The organism is Flavobacteriales bacterium, assembly GCA_029248105.1.
Classification (GTDB): domain Bacteria; phylum Bacteroidota; class Bacteroidia; order Flavobacteriales; family UBA7312; genus UBA8444.
On the sequence record JAQWJZ010000015.1, the window covers coordinates 1 to 16,937 of the forward strand.

Here is a 16,937-nt window from a genome sequence, read left to right on the forward strand (position 1 = left end):
CAAACACTAGAATTTTATGGTTCTTATCTGTATTAGAAAAAACTATCTTTGTGCAAACAAAGTATAAAAAATGGCCTATCAATATATTTTATCCGAACACAAAGCGGGTGTAGCATATATCACTATTAACCGCCCCAATCAACTCAACGCACTAAACAAAATTACCATAGAAGAACTCAATGACGCTATCTTAAAAGCAGATAGAGATACAGAGGTTCGGTGTATCCTTTTAACAGGCTCTGGCACCAAAGCATTTGTGGCGGGTGCGGACATCAAAGAGTTTGCTGATTTCAATGCTCAAGAAGGAGCTAACCTAGCTCGTGATGGTCAGTACCTCTTATTCGACTTATTGGATCACTTATCCACCCCTAGCATAGCCGCGATTAATGGTTTTGCCTTGGGCGGTGGTCTAGAATTGGCTATGGCTTGTCATATGCGTGTAGCATCTACCAACGCTAAAATGGGCTTACCTGAAGTCTCTTTGGGCGTTATACCGGGCTATGGCGGCACACAGCGTTTACGCCAATTGGTAGGCAAAGGAAAGGCTTTAGAATTGATAACCACCGCAGGTATGCTAACCGCCGAAGAGGCTCTGTCTTGTGGCTTGGTCAATCATGTGTGTGAGCAAGAAGAACTCCTCGCTTTTTGTGAAAAAATAGCCTCACGCATCTGTAAAAATTCACCTTTGGCAATAGCTCAAGCAATAAAATCGGTCAATGCCGGTTGTAATGACTAGGGTTATTCTCTAGAAATTGAAGCCTTTGGAGAATGTTTCGCTACAAACGACTTTAAGGAAGGAACACAGGCTTTTATGGAAAAGAGAAAACCCCAATTTACAGGTAAATAAAGAGTGAACCCACTTAAAAAACTATTAGGACAAACCGCCATTTATGGACTTAGCAGTATCGTCGGACGATTGCTAAACTACCTGTTGGTGCCTCTTTATACTCGTTATTTTACCACCTCCGAATATGGTGATGTTACCTTATTGTATGCCTATGCCGCTTTTTTACTCATCATTCTTAGCTATGGTATGGAAACGGCTTTTTTCCGTTTTTCACAAAGAGAACCAAATAAAAGAGCGGTTTACAGCACCGCCCTTATTTCACTCTTGATAAGTTCCTCTTTATTTGTTTTCTTCATCTATTTCAATGCCCAAAGTATAGCTACCGCTTTGTCTTTTGAGAATCATCCTGAATACATTCAGTACTTTGCCTTCATTATTGGTTTGGACACCTTGTCGTCCATATCCTTTGCTAAGCTAAGAGAACAAAACCAAGCCACTCGATTTGCACTTGTTCGCTTACTGAACATCTTTATCAATATAGGCCTCAATCTATTTTTTATCATTTATTGCCCTTTTGCTCTTGCCAACAATCTGCCAACCGCCGATTTTATAGACAGCATTTATTCGCTCGATATAGGTATAGGGTATATTTTTATAGCCAACCTAGTCGCTAGTGTCATCACCCTACTCATGCTCATCCCTGAAATGAACAAATCTATATGGTGTTTTGATAGGGCCTTGTGGCGTAAAATGATGATTTATGCCCTACCCCTAATGGTAGCGGGTTTAGCGGGTATCACCAACGAAACGATTGACCGTATCCTATTGCAATACCTATTACCTGCCGATATATCTGCGTCAGAAATAGGCTTGTACTCAGCTTTCTATAAGCTGTCTATCATCATGACTTTGTTTGTACAGACTTTCCGCTTTGCTGCCGAGCCCTTTTTCTTTTCTCAAGAAAGAGAACGCAACGCTAAACAGGTGTACGCTCAAGTGATGAAGTACTTTAGCATCGTAACCGCCTTTATCTTCTTATCGGTAATGATTTATTACGATTTGGTTAAACAGTTTATCGGCGATTCCTTTCACGACGAAAGAGGGGCTACTATAGTACCCATCTTGTTATTGGCCAATCTGTTTTTAGGCTTATATTATAACCTGTCGGTATGGTATAAGTTGACCGAAAAGACCAAATACGGCGCCTATATGTCGCTCTTTGGGGCAACCATAACTATTGCTCTCAACCTAGCCCTAATCCCCCACTTCGGCTTTGTGGGTTCTGCTTGGGCAACCCTATGTTGTTATTTCCTTATGGCTGTTTGTTCGTACTTTTTAGGAAAAAAATATTATCCCATACCTTATCCGCTAAGCCGTATAGCTCTGTATTTTGGTCTCATGCTCGGCTTTTATTTTTTAAGCCTTAACTATTCTTTCGGCATGGCCATCAATAGCATTTATCTTATCCTATATATTGCCGTTGCATATATGCTAGAAAAACCTAAAAAAAGAGTAATTTCAAACCCACAACTTTTTGATTAAATTATGCAGGTAAAAGTCATCAATAAATCTAAACACCCTTTACCCCAATACGAAACCATCGGTTCAGCAGGTATGGATATCAGAGCCCATATTGAGGAGGCTATCACCCTTGCCCCTTTGGAGCGTGTTTTGGTCAAAACAGGCTTGTTTGTAGAAATACCCCTCGGCTATGAAATGCAGGTTCGCCCTAGAAGTGGACTGGCCTTCAAAAAAGGAATAACGGTTTTAAATAGCCCCGGTACAATAGACGCAGACTATAGAGGAGAAATTGGCGTTCTTTTAGTAAACTTATCTTCCGAACCTTTTGTTATTGAAGACGGAGAACGCATTGCCCAATTGGTATTGGCATCGCACGAACAGGCACAATGGCAGGAGGTCGATATTTTGGAAGAATCAAACCGAGGTCAAGGAGGCTTTGGCAGCACTGGAACAAACTAATTTTTATGAGAGCATATCTTATTATCTCGCTAGTACTTTTGGGTTTAGGAGCACAAGCTCAAGACCACCCTTTTTATTCTATTAAAGACCCTAAAATTAAAGAAGCCCTCAATAAGGTTGATCCTAAAGAGTATCAAAACGCTTTTTTTCAGGGCTTGAGGTATAAAATTTTAGGCGACCCTGATAAAGCCTTACAAGCCTTTAGCGATTGCATTCGTATGAACGGCAAAGAAGCTGCCCCCATGTATGAGTCTGCCATGATATATTTCAACACAGGCGACCTCGATCAAGCACAGTTTTTTATAGAAAGTGCCTGTCAGATAGAGCCTGACAACAAATGGTATCAGCAATTGTTAGCCACCACCTTTTTAGAAAATAGACAATATACCAAAGCCATTTCTAGCTTTAAAAAGCTACTAGAAATAGAACCTAAAAACGAAGACTGGCACTTTGAATTGGCCTCAGCATATCTGTTAAACAACCAACCGAGAAACGCCATTAAAGTATATGACGACCTCGAAAAATACATCGGCCCATACGACATGCTCTTTCAGCAAAAAAAACGGATATATAACGAAATGGGCGATAAAGCAGGGGCAATCAGAGAAGTAGAAAAATGGGTAGAGGCAGAACCACAAAACTTAGACGCTCTGAACGAACTTTCCGAATTGTACTTACTTTCAGGCAAACAAACCAAAGCCATTCAAACCCTAGAAAAGTCACTCCAATTAAAAGCCGACAACGCTAGTGCCTTTATTATGCTTTCCGACTTGTACCGCAATAATAAGGAATTAGATAAATCCTTTGACTACACTAAAAAGGCCTTCGGCTCTCTAGACTTAGGGGTCGATGCTAAGATGCGCCTTTTGTTAACCTATTACGACTGGACAGATTCTGACACTGTGCTTTTATCTAAGGCATACACCCTGATTGATATACTATTAGAAACACACCCCAACAACCCTAAGCCTTTTACTATTGCTGGTGACTACTATTACAGGGACGATAACTTAACCTTAGCTAAGAGTAACTTTTTACGTGCTGCAGAACTTGACCCTAGCCGCTTTCCTATCTGGCAGCAACTGATGATTATATCATTCGACCTTAAGGAATATGACGAGGTGATTAACTTGAGCGAAAGTATGCAAGAGTTATTCCCTAGCCAACCGACTAGCTACTTTTTTGCGGGTTTAGCCTATATGCAAGACAAAAAATATAGTTCTGCTATCGACCAACTCAACACCGGTAAATTAATGGTTATTGACAACCCCAATTTATTGGCACAATTTTACGCCTCTCTTGGCGATGCTTACCACGCTCAAGAAGAAATACAAGAGTCTGACGACGCTTATGACAAGTCTTTAGACATCATGCCCGATAACGTTTATGTGCTGAACAATTACAGCTACTACTTATCACTTAGAAAAAAGAAGCTCCAAAAAGCTTCAGAGATGATGAAGCGCTGTGTAGCATTATCACCAGGTCAAGCGTCTTACGAAGACACCTACGCTTGGGTGTTTTATCAATTGAAAGACTATAATGAGGCTTTGATATGGATAAAAAAAGCCCTTGCTAGCGGAGGTTCGTCAAGCGCCACTATCGTTGAGCATTATGGCGATATACTGTATCAGCTTAGCCGAACAGACGAGGCTTTAGAGCAGTGGAAAAAAGCCCAAGAATTGGGCTCCGATTCCGAATGGATAGATCAAAAAATAGCAGACAAGAAACTCTATGAATAAAACAGCATTAGGCTTACTTTTACTCTTTAGCCTTTCGGCTTGTATGAGCAACAAGTCGTTGCTTAACACCAGCTCCAATTCTGCTAACGAGGTGTTGAAGAAATCGCAAGAAAAAGCGGTTCAGCTCGATTGGTTTACGGCACAGCTTAAAGGCAAGGCCCAATTCAACGATAATGAATACCCTATTAATGCCCAATTACGCATGCGTAAGGATAGCGTTATTTGGATTTCTGTGTCCGCAATTTTAGGCCTAGAAGCCTTACGTGTGCAGCTAACCCCCGACAGCTTGAAACTCATAAACCGACTGAACTCTTCCTACTTCCTTGGTCAAGTATCGGCACTCAGTAGCCAGTACAATATCCCTTTGACTTTCGAAGAGATACAAAACGCTCTATTAGGCGGCCACTCCTTCACCATAGAACATCAATTTAAACTTAACTCTTCGGAAGGAAATTACGTCTTACTTGCAGAAAAAGATAACCATAGCTATGTCTTTCAACTCTCAGAAAATTATTTGCCTCAAGAAATTATAAGCAGACAGTCTGATAGTGCTTACGTACGCTTAGCCTACCCCAATTTTGTAGAGGTAGATAGCCAGTGGTTACCGCAAAACATTGAATTAGAAGCTATTACAAACAATAAGAATCTCAACACCAATTTTTCGTATTCTAAAATGCTTGTCAATAGGCCAAAAAAAATAAAATTCTCCATACCTTCGTCTTATGCGCCGATGTAGTTTTTTCTTTTTATGTGTCCTTTTATCCTTCTCTTCTTTTTCACAAAGTAAAGAGAAAGAGGTTTTGCAAAATAAAAAAGCTAAAATTCAAAAAGAAATTAAGCTGACAAACTCTCTATTGCAAAAAGCCAAGAAAGAAAAAAGCCAATCGGTAAACACGCTAAACACCCTCAATAAACAAATACAATCACGACAAGAGATTATTCAGACACTTAACTTAGAGGTCAAGATGGCGGTTATTCAAATCGACCATTTAAAGCAACAAATTAAGGGTACCGAACTGTCCATCGTTGTTCAGCAAGAATTGTTAGATACCCTCAAGAAAGAATATGCTCTAATGATACGTCACGCTTATTTCAATCGGAATGCCTACGACCGATTAGCCTTTGTGTTCTCTTCCCAAAGTTATAATCAGGCCTTTAAACGACTGAGGTATTTGCAAGAATACAGTCAGTTCAGACAAAAACAAGTCAAGGAAATAAAAGCTGTGGAGCAAAAACTCGAAGACGACTTATTGGCTCTTAAACGTCAAAAAGTACTGCTAACGGTTGCCAAAAATGAAAAAAGCCAATCGTTAGAGTCTTCACAAATAGAGGTGAGTATTTTAGATGGCGAACAATCTACCCAAAAGAGTCTGTTGTCTCAATTAAGAAAGAAAGAAAAACAGCTCATAAAGGATTTACAATCTAAACAACAACTAGCGAAATCTCTGGATAAACAGATACGTAAAATCATAGAAGAAGAAATACGTTTGGCGAAAGCTAAAGCGAGTAAAGAAAGTGATGTGTTGGCGATGACTCCAGAAGAACAACAGTTGGCTGATAATTTCACTTCCAACAAGGGTAAACTGCCTTGGCCAGTAGAACGTGGCGTTATTATAGAGCGCTTTGGTGTACAAGCCCACCCTGTTTTGAAAGGTATTGAAACGTTTAACAACGGGGTTAAAATAACTACCGAAGAAGGGGCTTTGGTACGTGCTGTTTTTGACGGTACGGTTTCTCGTATTATTGATATTCCCGGTGCTGGAAAAGCTGTAATCGTTAGTCATGGGGATTATTTTAGTGTTTATTCTAATCTCTTAGAAGTATCTGTTAAGCGTGGGCAAGAGGTTTTTCTAAAGGAAAAGATAGGTACGGTACTTACTAAAACAGCCTCCAAAGAAAGTATTACAGAACTGCAGATATGGAAGGGTAGCGAAAAAATGGACCCATCATCTTGGCTTTTTCAAGCCTACTAGTAAAAAAATCTGTACTTTTGTTGCTACTCTAAAATAAGATTGATTATGAATTCTATTCTTTTAGTAATTGGTTGGCCTCAAATCGTACTGATTGTCGTTATTGTACTTATCCTTTTTGGTGGTAAAAAATTACCTGAACTGATGAAAGGATTAGGTAAAGGCATGAAGGAATTTAAAGACGCTACCAAGGAATTAAACGACGACAATAAAGACAACAAAGAGGATAAATAATCCTTACTCCTTATGAATACCTACCGCTCTCTCAAGGCAATTCAGCAGGCTTTACAAGCTGGCGAAATTAGTTGTCTTTCACTGACACAATCCTATCTTACACGTATTCAAGAACAGCACAAGCTCAACGCTTTTTTAGAAGTGTTTGAAGATGAAGCTTTATCTTCGGCTCAAAGCATTGACGATAAACTCAAAGTGGGGACTGCAGGTCGTTTGGCAGGTATGGTAATAGGTATAAAAGATAACATCTGCTACCAAGGTCACCAGGTGTCTGCCGCCTCTAAAATACTGAACAATTTTGAAAGTATGTTTAGCGCAACGGTAGTTGAGCGCCTACTTGCTGAAGATGCTATTATCATTGGGCGCTTAAATTGTGATGAGTTTGCGATGGGTAGTACCAACGAAAACTCAGCCTTTGAGCCTGTCTTAAACCCTATCAATACGAATCATGTTCCTGGGGGTTCTTCAGGCGGTTCAGCAGCAGCAGTAGCGGCAGACCTTTGTTTGGCCTCTCTTGGAAGTGATACGGGGGGTTCTATACGCCAACCAGCTTCCTTTTGTGGAGTTATGGGCTACAAGCCTACTTACGGACGGGTATCGAGATGGGGGCTCATTGCTTACGCTTCTTCATTCGATCAAATCGGACCCTTTACTCATAATGCTTCCGATGCCGCTTTAATTATGGAGGTCATTTCTGGTAGTGATGAACACGACAGTACCTGTTCAGAAAAGCCTGTTCCCCATTATAGCCAACTAATTGACAGCAACACCTCACACACTATTGGATTTATAAAGGATACCCTAGAAAGTCCATCTTTAGACCCTGAGGTAAAAGCACACCTACTTGAACAAATAGAACAACTGAAAGACTCGGGGCATAAAGTTGTGGAATTAAGTTTTCCATACCTCAACTATGTAGTACCGACGTATTATGTTTTGACAACAGCAGAAGCGTCATCCAATTTAGCTCGTTTTGATGGGGTGCACTTTGGTCACAGAAGCAGCGACGCAGAGGACATTCCTAGCACCTATGCTAACTCCAGAACAGAGGGTTTTGGTGAAGAGGTACAACGCCGTATTATGTTAGGTACTTTTGTATTGAGTGCTGGTTATTACGATGCCTATTACACTAAAGCTCAAAAAGTACGCCGCCTATTACTGGATAAAACATTAGCTATTTTTGAAAGTTGTGACTTTATTCTTTCGCCAACATCACCGCATACCGCACTCGAGATTGGAAAAACATATGACGACCCCACACAATTATATCTAGAAGATATTTTTACTGTTCACGCTAATATTGTGGGCATACCAGCTGTTTCATTGCCTACCGGTACTCATAGCAATGGATTGCCTTTTGGTATTCAGCTTATGGCACCTGCATTTAAAGACGATGAGTTACTTGCTATCTCTAATCAGATAATGAACATGCAATAGTTAATAATTTAAGGGCAAATTCTAATTTGCTACCACCAAATGCCTCATTTTTGTACTCATGAATAAAACACTCTCTACCTTATTTATCTTATGCATCACCATCTTCTCATTTGCTAATAATGTGGGATTTTCAGCCCCCTTTTCAACAGATACTCTAGGGTTTGTTGTCCAAGAAGATGATCCAAGATTAGCTAAAATGGATTCATTATGGATGCTTGAGCAACTAGCTTCCCAACAAATAGAAGCGGATACAGCCAAGTTAAATAATTGGGCCTATGCTGCGGATAGCATACCAGCCTTTACCGACACACTCATTCAGTACCGCCTATCTAAACTTGACGAGCAAACACCATTTAATTTGGTGTACAATCGAGCGGTTGAAACGCAAATAAAAATCTATGCCAACACCTACCGAAATCATGTTTCAAGAATGTTGGGCAAAGCAAACTATTATTTCCCTCTTTTTGAATCCAAGCTTGATGAATACGATTTGCCATTAGAATTTAAATACCTTGCTATTGTGGAGTCTGCTTTAAAACCACATGCTCGCTCACGTTCAGCAGCTACGGGGCTGTGGCAATTTATGTATACCACAGGCAAAATTTATGATTTGAAAGTGACCTCTTACATCGACGAGCGTAGCGACCCTTTACAGTCCACTATCGCTGCTTGTGAATATTTTACCTTTTTGTATAAGATGTTTAACGACTGGGAACTCGTATTAGCTGCTTATAATGGTGGGCCAGGATATGTCTCTCGTGCTATGCGTAAATCAGGAGCAAAAGACTATTGGTCTGTGCGTCCTTATCTTAGAAGAGAAACTCAAAATTATGTGCCTAAATTCATTGCGGTAAATTACATTATGAACTACGCTTCGGAACACAACATTTACCCTACGCCATACCAGTATACTATGGCTGAAACAGACACTGTTAGCCTAACTCAGTCCATGACTTTTGAGGTTTTATCGAAAACGTTAGGTGTTGATATTGATGTTTTAAAGGAGCTAAACCCTATTTATAAACGCAATGTTGTACCCGTAAGTACAAACACGACAGCCTCTATACGATTGCCTCATAAAGCGGTATCTACCTTTATCAATAACTCGGATAGTATTTATGCATACAGCGAATCTTTACAAGAGAAATATGTCGCTATGGATGCGCCTATTGTGCACCGTGTTAGAAAAGGCGAATATCTTGGTAAAATTGCCAATCAATACCACACAACAGTAGGTCGGATTAAAAATTGGAACAACCTCTCCTCTTCAAGCCTTAAAATCGGACAAAAGCTAGTTATTTATGTCAACCCTGATTCTGCACCAAAGACGAGTCAAACAAAGCCCGTAGTCAATTCTAATGGTCAGACTATTTATACCGTACAGTCTGGTGATACTTTGTGGGATATAGCTCGTAAATATACAGGCGTTTCTGTTTCACAATTAGAACGCCTTAACAATATTACCTATCGGGATTTAAAACCCGGACTGACTTTAAAAATCCCCAAAACCGGATAGATGCGTTACCTTCTTTATAGCATTATTATCCTTTTTACAGCATGTATAGGTGATGAGTCGTCAGTGTTACCGTCATATACAGGAGCTATCAATGAGGTTGTAATTGTTATTGATGATCATTTGTGGGAAGGGGCTTCTGGCGATAGCTTAAGGGCATCGCTAATAACAGAAGTTCCTGGAATTTCATGGGCAGAACCTTTATTCGATGTCGTACACATACGCCCCGCTGCTTTTAGCCGTATTTTCAGGACTCACCGCAATCTTATTATTATTCAAAAGGGTAACACCTCCAAAGTTTATTTTAATGCCAAGCCTTACGCTCAAAATCAATGGCTTTGCGTTGTAGAGTATAACTCCCTTGACGACTTGCCCAAGCTTTTAGGTCAGTATGCTCCTATAATGGCGTACAGTATAGATGAAAAAGAGCGCCTACGCTACACTTCTAAGCAAGTGAATAAACGACTTAGAAAGACACCGAGCGAACGGTTTAACCTAAGTTTTAGTTTACCAAGTGAATATGAGTTGGTTTTAGATACCAATCGTTTCAATTGGTTTGAATACAATCCTAAAGACAAAGAAATTATCAAGGGTGTTTTTATCTATGAATTTCCACTTTCATCATCGTTTAACTCAACAACTGTTTTAGCAGCTCGTGATAGCGTCCTTAAACAGTTTGTTGTGGGTTCTGTTGAGGGTAGCTATATGACAACCGAACGCCTTTATCCGCCCTATATCAGCACCTACTCACAAGACAGCCTCAAGGGCTTAAGCGTTAAAGGTCTTTGGAAAATGCAAAATGCATTTATGGGAGGTGCTTTTGTGGCTCACTACCTTCAAGATACCCTCAACGATAGAGGTCTTGCCGTTGAAGGGTTTCTGTTCAATCCTGGAGAGGATAAGCGCAATAGCTTACAAGAGTTAGAGTGGCTTATATCAGACTTTAAAATTCAGTCTTTATACTAAGAATAACATTTCTTCCCGGTGCGCTGATACCACTTGAAAAGGTTTTGTAATGTACATCCAAGATGTTTTCCACATTAAGCTGTGCCACTAATTTGTCGCTTAAATTTATGGAACAACTGAGGTTCAAGGTCCACCAGGCTGGTGTTCCATCGGCAGTAGCTTCATCTAAATTATCACTACCGTTAGGGCTGTAGTCTTCAGCCTTTTTCCAAGCGTTATAAAAGGCAAATAACCCTAACCTATAATTGTTTTTTACCCAATCTATTTGACTCTTTCCATATAGCGGGGGGATGTGATCTAGTAGCGCATCTGCACCTTCATCTTTACCATAAGTGTATGAAATGGTGTGTGTGCTCGACCAGTGCTTATTGAGGTGTATGTAGGCCTTGGCATTGTAACCAAACAAAAATGCATCTTGTGAATTTGTGTTGGCATATACAGGTAGATATTCGCCATCATACCACAGACTATCTTGACCGTTTAAGGAAAACGCTTGTTTTACAATAGCATCTTCTAACAGGGTATAATAATAGGTTGCCGACAGATAGCTTTTACCTAAACTTTTATTAATAGTTAGCTCTATATTTTTAGAAAATTCAGGGCTCAAATCTTCATTTGGAACGGTAAGTTTGCCTGATTTTTCAAACACCTTTGTCACATCGTCAACATTAGGGCTCCTAAACCCTGTCGATGCTGCAATAGTACTTTCCCAGCCCTTGCCCATATCCCACTTTAATCCTGCACTTGCGGTTATAGCATCGTTATCGAGTTGTACAGCATTAAAAGGCAATCCTAAGCTTTGGGTTTCATTAAACTTTCCGTTAAGCTGTACTTTAGAATACCTTGCCCCTACACTGAAATAGGAACTTTTAGAAAAGGGGTATTTGTATTGACTATAAACCGATAGGCTAGTCATGTCACTACCACCGTCAGCATAGCGTGTGTTGTAATTCTCTGTTGCACTTGAACGAACAATATTATGCTGTAAGTCTATTCCATAATTTAGGGTGTTATAATCCCATTTTTTAATAAAGTCAGCAGTGTTAGCAAAGACCGAAACATTTTCAATACGCTCTATTAAATCGGCATTTAACTTTTGGCTATTTCTACTTTCTTCCAATTGTTGATAGGATAAGGTATTATTAAAACTATCGTAAAAAACAGTCTTTTTTTGATGTTCTGTGCCTAGTGAAAGTAATAGCCTTTTTTGTGGTCCATAATACCATTCTGTGTATTTGGGCGTTCCACCCGACAAATCATTGAGCTGGTCAAAACGATTTAAATTTGTAGTACTTGACAGCTGTAGATTTAACTTATAACTGAGGTGTTGGCTAGCATCAAACCTTATTCTTTGTATAAAATCTACTTGGTCGTAAGCCGTTCTTAACTGTTCTTTACCATTAGTAATATGTTCTTCATTTCCCCAATTCTCATAGCCGTGATTGCGTTGAGCGCCCATTTTTAAATTACCAAAGCGGTTGAGGTTAATAGCTTGTAAAAAGCCCCATTTTCCTTTGCTCCAACTTTGATCAAAGTAGAGATTTACCCCATTGTTGGCACTGGTATATCGTTGTAATAGATTAGCTTTCCAGAGCTGCCCTTTTTTAGGCGATTTGGTGTGATAATGAACCACCCCTCCTAAGGCGTCACTGCCATATTTTACAGAGGAAGGACCAAAAATGATATCAATATTATCCAACATTAAAGGGCTTACACTAATACTGTTTTGTAGGTGACCAGAGCGGTAAATAGCGTTGTTCAAACGCACACCGTCAACGACTAGCAAAACTCTGTTGGCTTCGAAACCCCTAATGATAGGGCTACCGCCACCAGACTGACTCATTTGTATCATTACTGCTCCTGTTTTTTGCAGTGCATCGGCACTAGTTGAGGGAGCGGTTTCGAAAATCTTTACAGCATCAATCTTTTCAATTTTACTAGGGCTTAAAAGACGCTCTGTTTCGTCCTTATCTTCCGCAAAAACAATTTCTGGGATGCTTAGACCTATCATGATAGTGTCTTGACTATTGTCTTGTGCTAATAGCCCTATAGGCAAGAGCAGAATTAGGAGTTTAAAGTAATGTTTGGTCATGCGTTTAGTACACTTTCTAGCACGTCTTTGGATTTAATGTGGCTAAACCCATCTACGTGCAGTTTATAATATTCTAATATATACTCAAGTATTTTATTTTTATTGTTTGTCTTTTCTAATTTTAAAGCGGATATAAAGTCGGCGCTATTCTTCAAATAGTGTTTATGCCCCCCTTGTTTTTCGCAAAAACAACCATTCATCAAGTCAAAATAGGGCAAATGATGATTGTCTAAATTAGGATAAAACCCTAAATAACCACTCAATGCGACTAGAAATCGCAGATGAAACTGACTATCGAAATCAGCCTTGTCAAACTCCAAAAGTGTCGACTCTATAAAGCTAAATAGTTCAGTGTTCTCTTCTTCTTCTTTTAAACATTTGCTCAAGACCTCAGCTAAAAACATAGCGATACTACTTTTAAGCACATGAAACGGGATACTGTTGTAGGAGTTAGGAACTTTAACCTCTTTTACACGTTGCAACTGACTGTTGTTTTTATGGTAAACGGTAAGTTCTAATATGTTCAATGATTGATAATATGCGCTGCCCCCTTTCTTTTTTCTTACACCATTAATAAGGTAGGATTGTAAGCCAAATTTGGCGGTATACATTTTGCAAATGATACTACTCTCACTATACTTCACGCTGCTTAATACAATTCCTTTAGTTTGAAAATACATTACTTAATGAAGAGTATTTTTGCCACATTTGTTTCTAGTCCTGTAGGGTCTGTGCTAAACACAAGATATACACCAGTATTTGATCTCTCCCCGAATTTATTTTTACCATCCCATACGGCTTGACCACCGTAGGCTGTTAGTGTTTTAACAAGATTTCCTCTGATGTCAGTAATTTTAACATTGGCGTTTTCTACCACATTTTTAATGGCAATGGGACCGTCATAATTTTCTTTTACTGGATTTGGATAGACCAATACATTGCCGTGTGTACTTTGTCCTGCTGTTGCTTTACCTTTGTATGATATTAGGCCCTTGTCTGTTGAAATAAACACTTCTCCATTCTCTTCATTGATTGAGATATGGTTAATGGTATTGGACAGTATAGGGCTGTTCTCTTGTGTGAAGTGTTCCTCCTGTATACTGCCATCAGGCGAATAAACAAAAACACCTGAGTTTTTGGTCCCAAACCACTTTCTGTTAGCACCGTCAATAGCTATCGTTGTAACAGTCTCGTTGGAGATAATAGGCTCTACATAACCGTCGGCTTCTACAAGCACTAATTGAGCATCACCGTCTATGCTGAAGGCGTCTTCTGTATTGTAAAAAACAGCTATTCCTTTGTCTGTGCCTACCCACACTTCACCGTCTTTATCTTTAGCAAGTGAATAGATAGCGTTAGAAGGTAATCCGCCGCTTCCCGCACTCGTATTTAAGCGTCTGTCGCTGTCATCACTGGTGTTTTCTGGAGTTCCATTGTCGTCATAGACAATAATACCACCTCCATTAGCAATAAAAATCCATTTTTTGCCTTGATTGTCAATCACTAAGTCGCCCAAATGTCCGCTTTCAGTATTGTAGCTATTTATCTTCATAGACGACCATTCTCCATCTGTATTCATATAAGCTAAGCCGTTTTTTACTAGGGAGTTAGTCACCCATAATAAGCCGTTTTCATCAAACAGCATTCCTTTAATTCTATTCCAACCATAATTACCATCACTTGTGTCCCTTGAAATAGCATCAAGCGCTCCGTTAGTGGTGAAGTAATTATGTGCTTTGAGTAGAGAATAGTTTTCTGTTTCATTGTTGTAACTTAACTCCAAAACTCCATTGTTCCACGTTCCTACGAATAGGTTTTTATTAGGGCTTTCTATTATGGTGGTAATATCTCTAGCGTTATCCAATTCTCTAAAAGGGACATTGTGCCATGTGTAGCCGTCTGACCAGTGAAAGCCTTGATAAGTGTTGTTATTGTCCCATTGAGCGGACACACCGCCTGGCGACAAAAACATTTTACGGTTTCCTATAGCGGTTGAAAAAGACCGATTTGTCAGTGGTCCAGATGGCTGATAATCTTTTAACGATAAGTTATCTCTAATCTTGACCAAACTTCTAATACCATCACTAGCCCAGTAGACATCATTATCTTTTATTACGTCAGAGATTCTATACAGATAAGAGCTTTCTTTTATTGTTGTTAGCGTATTATTCTCCTGAAGCTCCAAAAGTCTGCTCTGGGCACCTACAAATAACCTTCCTTCATTCGATTTTATGAATTTCAAATTATCGACTTCGACGACACTATCCAACCCTTGCGGTGAATAGCTGTATATTTTTTGCTTAGAATCCGCAATAAAATAAAGGTTGTTGTATGCCTGTTCTATTCGTTCTATAGCATAGTTTTCGACCTGAATTTGCCACGATTGATAATCCAATAAGTTGTCGTTTAAATTGGCCGAAAATAGCCCAAGATCTGTTGCAGCATAAATACTATCTCCACTAAAGGATAGGTCGTTAACACCAAGGTTGCTGTTTGTGTTTAGATAAAATGTATTGGCAATTTCTTTTTTTTCGGTGTTCAGTTCAATTATCCCAAACGAACAAGCTAGATAAGCCGTGCCATCTTTAAAACTTATGTTGTTGATGGATTTTCCTCCAACCACATTTTCTCTTTCTACATCCAATATACTATAGATGCTGTTGCCTTCAATGATGTCAATTTTTGTGCTATTGTAGGCTACAACAAGGGTGTTTTTTTGAGGATCTTTTGCCATAGCCGACACCCCTACATCGCTCAGCCCATTCACGGTGCTAAGTCTGTTTAGTAGTTCGTCTTCAGCGTCCAGATAAAACAAATTATTTTCTGTTGCTACATATATGCGATCGTTAACTTTTGTTAAGGCAATAGCGTTGTTGTAAGGCAGATAATCACGCCATTGACCAATTTGTACTTCTTGAGCAAAACTATTCAGTGCAACAAAACATATAAGACAAGTTATTATTCTTTTCACGAGTGCAAATTACTAAACTTATAACTATTGTTTACTTATTATATTGTTAGAAAAAAATCTCATTTATATTTGCGAATATTTAGGCTCCGTAGTTCAACTGGATAGAATATCAGATTTCGGCTCTGAGGGTTGGGGGTTCGAATCCCTCCGGAGTCACTTTTAGCTTTTTAATCATACTTTCACGTCTTATACGTGTAATTGCTTGATTTTCAGCAGGTTAAAAAACATCGCTCTTTTTCGTTTTAATAAAACATCTTTAAATACGATACATACTCTCCTACAGAGCGGCATTAGTTCCGCAAATCGCTTTATTTCGCCCTTTTCTTCTCTAATATGAATATGAGGCTTGAAAATTCACCCTTTCCTACAACTGCTTTAATGTTTGACCTTAGCCCTGTGGAAAGCCCCTTTATATAATTGTATTTTCCGGTTATGATTTTTTCGCTCAACAAAGAGGTGTAAAATGCGTCAAACCACATGGGCTTAATTTTTGCAATCTCAAAACTGTGTTTGTCGGCAATACGCTTAAATGTTGTTCTTTGAAAATGTGACAAGTGCTTTGGCACGTCGTAACCAGCCAAATTTTCTTGGTATTTTTCAGCGTCATATGACTTTGAATTGGGAACTGCAATTATCAATTTCCCATCATCTTTTAAGAGTAGATTTATTTTAACAAACACCTCTTCTATGTTTGGTATGTGTTCTAATACATGCCAAAGCATGACCCTATCTATCGAGTTTTTCTTTTCCTTCACTGTATTTATATTTTCTATCAGTTCAATGTGGTTAGTTTCTTTAGCGATTTCTCGAGCCTCTAAACTAGGCTCAATGCCTATGGTTTTCCAACCCACTTCTTTGCACTTGGCTATCGGTTTGCCTGTGCCACTACCTATTTCTAATACGGTTCCTTTTTCTTTTCCTAATAACTTCACTTTTTGTTTAATGTTCCAACTTCTAACAATGTGATAACACTTGCTTATTAGGCCTTCTTTTGTATCGCTGTTTGATATATAATCTTCAAATTTATAGTACTCTCCTAGTCGATTCTCTTCTGGTCTAGGGTTAGTAAATATAAATTGACAATGATTACATTTTTCTAGGGTAAATACTTCTCGACTTTTCATGTAGTCTATACATTCTAGGTGTGGTTTTGTACTGCTGTTATCACAGACAGGACAGGCTGTAAGTTTTTTCATTGTAATAAAATGTTTCACGTGGAACATATGTGTTCCACGCTGGTTTCAATTG

General features: G+C 39.1%; 13 protein-coding genes, 1 tRNA gene and 1 pseudogene. 11 read left to right on the forward strand and 4 right to left on the reverse strand.

Annotated features, from left to right (window positions below):
* Positions 1-70: 70 nt before the first annotated feature.
* The 10 genes and pseudogenes from P8I29_02715 to P8I29_02760 all read left to right on the forward strand — a co-directional run bounded on the left by P8I29_02715 (position 71) and on the right by P8I29_02760 (position 10,626).
* Positions 71-847: pseudogene (locus P8I29_02715) on the forward strand (enoyl-CoA hydratase-related protein).
* Between the two features lie 3 nt (positions 848-850).
* Positions 851-2,329 carry an oligosaccharide flippase family protein gene (locus P8I29_02720; GenBank protein MDG1916710.1) on the forward strand — a complete coding sequence of 493 codons (1,479 nt, stop codon included), beginning with the start codon at positions 851-853 and terminating at the stop codon, positions 2,327-2,329.
* A gap of 3 nt (positions 2,330-2,332) precedes the next feature.
* Positions 2,333-2,767 (forward strand): dUTP diphosphatase, encoded by a 435-nt coding sequence (gene dut / locus P8I29_02725; protein ID MDG1916711.1) that lies wholly within the window; start codon positions 2,333-2,335, stop codon positions 2,765-2,767.
* 5 nt (positions 2,768-2,772) lie between these two features.
* Positions 2,773-4,506: a tetratricopeptide repeat protein gene (locus P8I29_02730; GenBank protein ID MDG1916712.1), complete on the forward strand. Its 1,734-nt coding sequence runs from the start codon at positions 2,773-2,775 to the stop codon at positions 4,504-4,506.
* Complete coding sequence (locus P8I29_02735) at positions 4,499-5,242, forward strand: DUF4292 domain-containing protein (GenBank protein ID MDG1916713.1); 744 nt, start codon at positions 4,499-4,501, stop codon at positions 5,240-5,242. Before P8I29_02730 ends, P8I29_02735 begins: the two co-directional genes overlap by 8 nt.
* Positions 5,229-6,479 carry a peptidoglycan DD-metalloendopeptidase family protein gene (locus tag P8I29_02740; protein MDG1916714.1) on the forward strand — a complete coding sequence of 417 codons (1,251 nt, stop codon included), beginning with the start codon at positions 5,229-5,231 and terminating at the stop codon, positions 6,477-6,479. The genes P8I29_02735 and P8I29_02740 overlap by 14 nt, the downstream gene beginning before the upstream one ends.
* A 45-nt stretch (positions 6,480-6,524) precedes the next feature.
* Positions 6,525-6,710, forward strand: coding sequence for a twin-arginine translocase TatA/TatE family subunit (gene tatA / locus P8I29_02745; GenBank protein ID MDG1916715.1), 186 nt, complete (start codon positions 6,525-6,527; stop codon positions 6,708-6,710).
* Between the two features lie 12 nt (positions 6,711-6,722).
* Positions 6,723-8,147 carry an Asp-tRNA(Asn)/Glu-tRNA(Gln) amidotransferase subunit GatA gene (gene gatA / locus P8I29_02750; GenBank protein ID MDG1916716.1) on the forward strand — a complete coding sequence of 475 codons (1,425 nt, stop codon included), beginning with the start codon at positions 6,723-6,725 and terminating at the stop codon, positions 8,145-8,147.
* 58 nt (positions 8,148-8,205) lie between these two features.
* Positions 8,206-9,663: a LysM peptidoglycan-binding domain-containing protein gene (locus tag P8I29_02755; protein MDG1916717.1), complete on the forward strand. Its 1,458-nt coding sequence runs from the start codon at positions 8,206-8,208 to the stop codon at positions 9,661-9,663.
* Positions 9,664-10,626 carry a DUF4837 family protein gene (locus P8I29_02760; protein MDG1916718.1) on the forward strand — a complete coding sequence of 321 codons (963 nt, stop codon included), beginning with the start codon at positions 9,664-9,666 and terminating at the stop codon, positions 10,624-10,626. It abuts the gene before it with no gap.
* On the opposite strand, the gene P8I29_02765 is transcribed toward P8I29_02760, so the two are convergent.
* From P8I29_02765 to P8I29_02775, 3 genes are read right to left on the reverse strand one after another with little or no spacing between them, the layout of a single operon-like run.
* The gene (locus P8I29_02765; GenBank protein MDG1916719.1) at positions 10,604-12,718 is read right to left on the reverse strand and encodes a TonB-dependent receptor; all 2,115 of its coding nucleotides are present in this window, start codon (positions 12,716-12,718) and stop codon (positions 10,604-10,606) included. The genes P8I29_02760 and P8I29_02765 overlap by 23 nt on opposite strands.
* Complete coding sequence (gene recO, locus P8I29_02770) at positions 12,715-13,398, reverse strand: DNA repair protein RecO (protein MDG1916720.1); 684 nt, start codon at positions 13,396-13,398, stop codon at positions 12,715-12,717. Before recO ends, P8I29_02765 begins: the two co-directional genes overlap by 4 nt.
* A complete protein-coding gene (locus P8I29_02775; GenBank protein ID MDG1916721.1) occupies positions 13,398-15,689 on the reverse strand; it encodes a two-component regulator propeller domain-containing protein in 2,292 nt (763 codons plus the stop codon). The genes recO and P8I29_02775 overlap by 1 nt, the downstream gene beginning before the upstream one ends.
* An 82-nt stretch (positions 15,690-15,771) precedes the next feature.
* On the opposite strand from P8I29_02775, the gene P8I29_02780 reads away from it, so the two are divergent.
* Positions 15,772-15,845: transfer RNA gene (locus P8I29_02780), tRNA-Arg, on the forward strand.
* A gap of 152 nt (positions 15,846-15,997) precedes the next feature.
* On the opposite strand, the gene P8I29_02785 is transcribed toward P8I29_02780, so the two are convergent.
* Positions 15,998-16,885, reverse strand: coding sequence for a class I SAM-dependent methyltransferase (locus tag P8I29_02785; protein ID MDG1916722.1), 888 nt, complete (start codon positions 16,883-16,885; stop codon positions 15,998-16,000).
* Positions 16,886-16,937: the final 52 nt, after the last annotated feature.

Bases quoted from the DNA above. Each gene is read 5' to 3' on its own strand.
- dut (MDG1916711.1), top strand. From the start codon at position 2,333: ATGCAGGTAAAAGTCATCAATAAATCTAAACACCCTTTACCCCAATAC.
- P8I29_02730 (MDG1916712.1), top strand. From the start codon at position 2,773: ATGAGAGCATATCTTATTATCTCGCTAGTACTTTTGGGTTTAGGAGCA.
- P8I29_02735 (MDG1916713.1), top strand. From the start codon at position 4,499: ATGAATAAAACAGCATTAGGCTTACTTTTACTCTTTAGCCTTTCGGCT.
- P8I29_02740 (MDG1916714.1), top strand. From the start codon at position 5,229: ATGCGCCGATGTAGTTTTTTCTTTTTATGTGTCCTTTTATCCTTCTCT.
- tatA (MDG1916715.1), top strand. From the start codon at position 6,525: ATGAATTCTATTCTTTTAGTAATTGGTTGGCCTCAAATCGTACTGATT.
- gatA (MDG1916716.1), top strand. From the start codon at position 6,723: ATGAATACCTACCGCTCTCTCAAGGCAATTCAGCAGGCTTTACAAGCT.
- P8I29_02755 (MDG1916717.1), top strand. From the start codon at position 8,206: ATGAATAAAACACTCTCTACCTTATTTATCTTATGCATCACCATCTTC.
- P8I29_02760 (MDG1916718.1), top strand. From the start codon at position 9,664: ATGCGTTACCTTCTTTATAGCATTATTATCCTTTTTACAGCATGTATA.
- P8I29_02765 (MDG1916719.1), bottom strand. From the start codon at position 12,718: ATGACCAAACATTACTTTAAACTCCTAATTCTGCTCTTGCCTATAGGG.
- recO (MDG1916720.1), bottom strand. From the start codon at position 13,398: ATGTATTTTCAAACTAAAGGAATTGTATTAAGCAGCGTGAAGTATAGT.
- P8I29_02785 (MDG1916722.1), bottom strand. From the start codon at position 16,885: ATGAAAAAACTTACAGCCTGTCCTGTCTGTGATAACAGCAGTACAAAA.